Source organism: Terriglobus sp. YAF25 (assembly GCF_052113305.1).
Classification (GTDB): domain Bacteria; phylum Acidobacteriota; class Terriglobia; order Terriglobales; family Acidobacteriaceae; genus Terriglobus.
Genome location: NZ_JBFRCY010000996.1, coordinates 1 through 2,240, shown reverse-complemented (window position 1 = coordinate 2,240; position 2,240 = coordinate 1). Strand labels below are relative to the sequence as shown.

The window sequence follows — 2,240 nt, the reverse complement described above, 5'->3', positions numbered from 1 at the left end:
GGAGAACGCCTGTGTCCCCGCTCAGGACCTCTTGGCGCGGCATCTCTGCCTCGCTGCTTTTTCTGTCGACAGTTCTAGTCAATGGTTGCGGTTCGGATGGAAGCGATTCTTCCATCGGCAAGCCTTTTGCAAATGTCGTCTTCCTTGGTGACTCCCTCACTGCCGGCTATCAAAACGGCTCACTCCTCGATAGCCAGCAGAAGAATGGTTACGCCGCACTTATCGCCACGCAGGCAAACTTCTCCCTCACGCTTCCGCTGATCACACCTCCCGGAGCGCCTGCCGTGCTGCAGCTCGTCAAGACAGGTCCGCCACCGGTCATCGTCACCGCGTCCGGAACTACCACCGGGCGAGATAATCCCACCGAGCAGCCAAACGATCTCGCCGTTCCCGGCCATCTGCTCCATGACATCCTCAACACCACACCATCGGCCATAGCCGCGACAGGCCAGCAGTTGATGACCAATCTCGTTCTCGCCTTCCCCGCGGGCAACACGAAGTCGCAGATCGATGAAGCTATCACGCTCAAGCCAAGCACCGTGATTGTATGGGCGGGCAACAACGACGCTCTCATCGCCGATGAAGAGGGCACACCCTCCGTCATGACATCGCTATCGAGCTTCACCACCGACTTCATCCAGTTGATGACCACGCTGAAGTCGAAGACATCGGCCAACCTGGTCGTCGCCAACATTCCAGACGTCACCGCCGTTCCTTACATGGTGCCGGCCAATACTGTCATCGCGCAGGTCTCTGCGCTTACCAGTATTCCTGCCTCCACTGTGGCTGCGATCCTCGGTATTCAAAACGGAGACCTGGTGAATCTCGACGGAGTGCAGGCGCTGCAGGCATCTGCCGCCGGTGGAAAGCTGACAAAGCTGGCCGATAACTACGTCCTTACCGCATCCGAGGTAGCGGCCGTGCAAGCCACGGTCAACAGCTACAACCAGGTGATCCAGCAGCAGGCACAAGCCGTGGGAGCAACCGTCGTCGACATGCATGCCTACTTCGCTTCCATGCAGGCGGGCGTCACGGTCAATGGCAAAACCGCAACCACGACATTTCTCGGCGGCCTCTTCGGCCTGGACGGTATCCACCCTTCCAACACCGGCTACGCTCTGTTGGCCGTCCCCGCAACACACTTACCGCTCAGATAGGGCATGTCGAAAATGCGGAAATGCCATAAGTATGGGGCCACATCCATCCCAACAGGGATGGATGTGAAATTCGAGCGAAGCCCGAACCAAGCTCTGTGCTATGACCCGGCACGACAAAAGGCGCGGATCAGATCCGCGCCTTTTGCTGCTCTCTGCTGTCACTTGCTACTGCACGGTGACGCTCAAGCTATTCGAGGCTGCCGCCCCAGGGTTGGTCGCTATCAGCGATCCCGAGCCGGTTGCCGCTAGATCGCTTGCCGGAATGGCGACAGTGACGTGCGTGGAATCGACAATCTTGGTCGTGCGGTATGCACCGTTCCAGCTCACCGCTACACCCGGCGCGAAGTTCGCCCCGGTCAGGGTCAGCAATACATTTCCTGACCCCTTTGTGAGTGTTGTTGACGAGGCAGACGCCAGCGATGCAGCAGCCGCTCCCGAAGTCATGAGCCCGGGAACGATCGCAGCACCTCGTAGCAGGTAGATATGACCGGTGGAGGTCAGAACAGCAATGCCATCCTGCCCCCAGCGAATGATATCGACTGGTGAGTAACTAGTGGAGCCTTCGATAGTCGCCATATTGAGTGGCAACGTAGCGACGGACTGATAGGTATTCAGATCGAACACCGCGATGCCGGTCACTGTGCTCGAGTTCGAAGAGCTTGTTGCTGGATAGAAAGCACGATGCAGTGGCGCGTCCGGTTCCAACGCCTGTGAATTGGAGAAGCCGCCTCCGCTCACCCCAGCCAGAGTGGCGATCTGGGTTGCCGGCTTGGTTGACGGATCTGCGATGCCACCACCGTTGGCAAACGCAAGCCCGCCACTCAGCTTGAAGCATCCGAAGTGATTGAGCGTCGATTCGCTATATTGCGAATAGTTGTAATAGACGAAGCCGCTTGAGGTAACCGTGTAGTGATCGAGAGAAAAGCCGCTAGTGTCCGTATCGAACGCCAACATATTCGCTGCGTCCAGGAACGAGAGGCAAGATCCGCTATATGGTCCGGAGGCCTGGCCACGAATCGCCGCCGTCTTGTGCACTGGATCAAAGTCATAAATTGCATTTCCAGTAAACGATGCGATATCGAG

Annotated in this window: 2 protein-coding genes; one reads left to right on the top strand and one right to left on the bottom strand. The window is 57.7% G+C overall.

Annotated features, from left to right (window positions below; translation table 11 throughout):
• A partial coding sequence (locus tag AB4043_RS25965; protein WP_442308582.1) for an SGNH/GDSL hydrolase family protein occupies positions 1–1,157 on the top strand: 1,157 nt, incomplete at its 5' end.
• A gap of 165 nt (positions 1,158–1,322) precedes the next feature.
• Here the strand turns inward: AB4043_RS25965 and AB4043_RS25960 are convergent.
• On the bottom strand, positions 1,323–2,240 hold a 918-nt coding region (locus AB4043_RS25960; protein WP_442308581.1), incomplete at its 5' end, for an IPT/TIG domain-containing protein.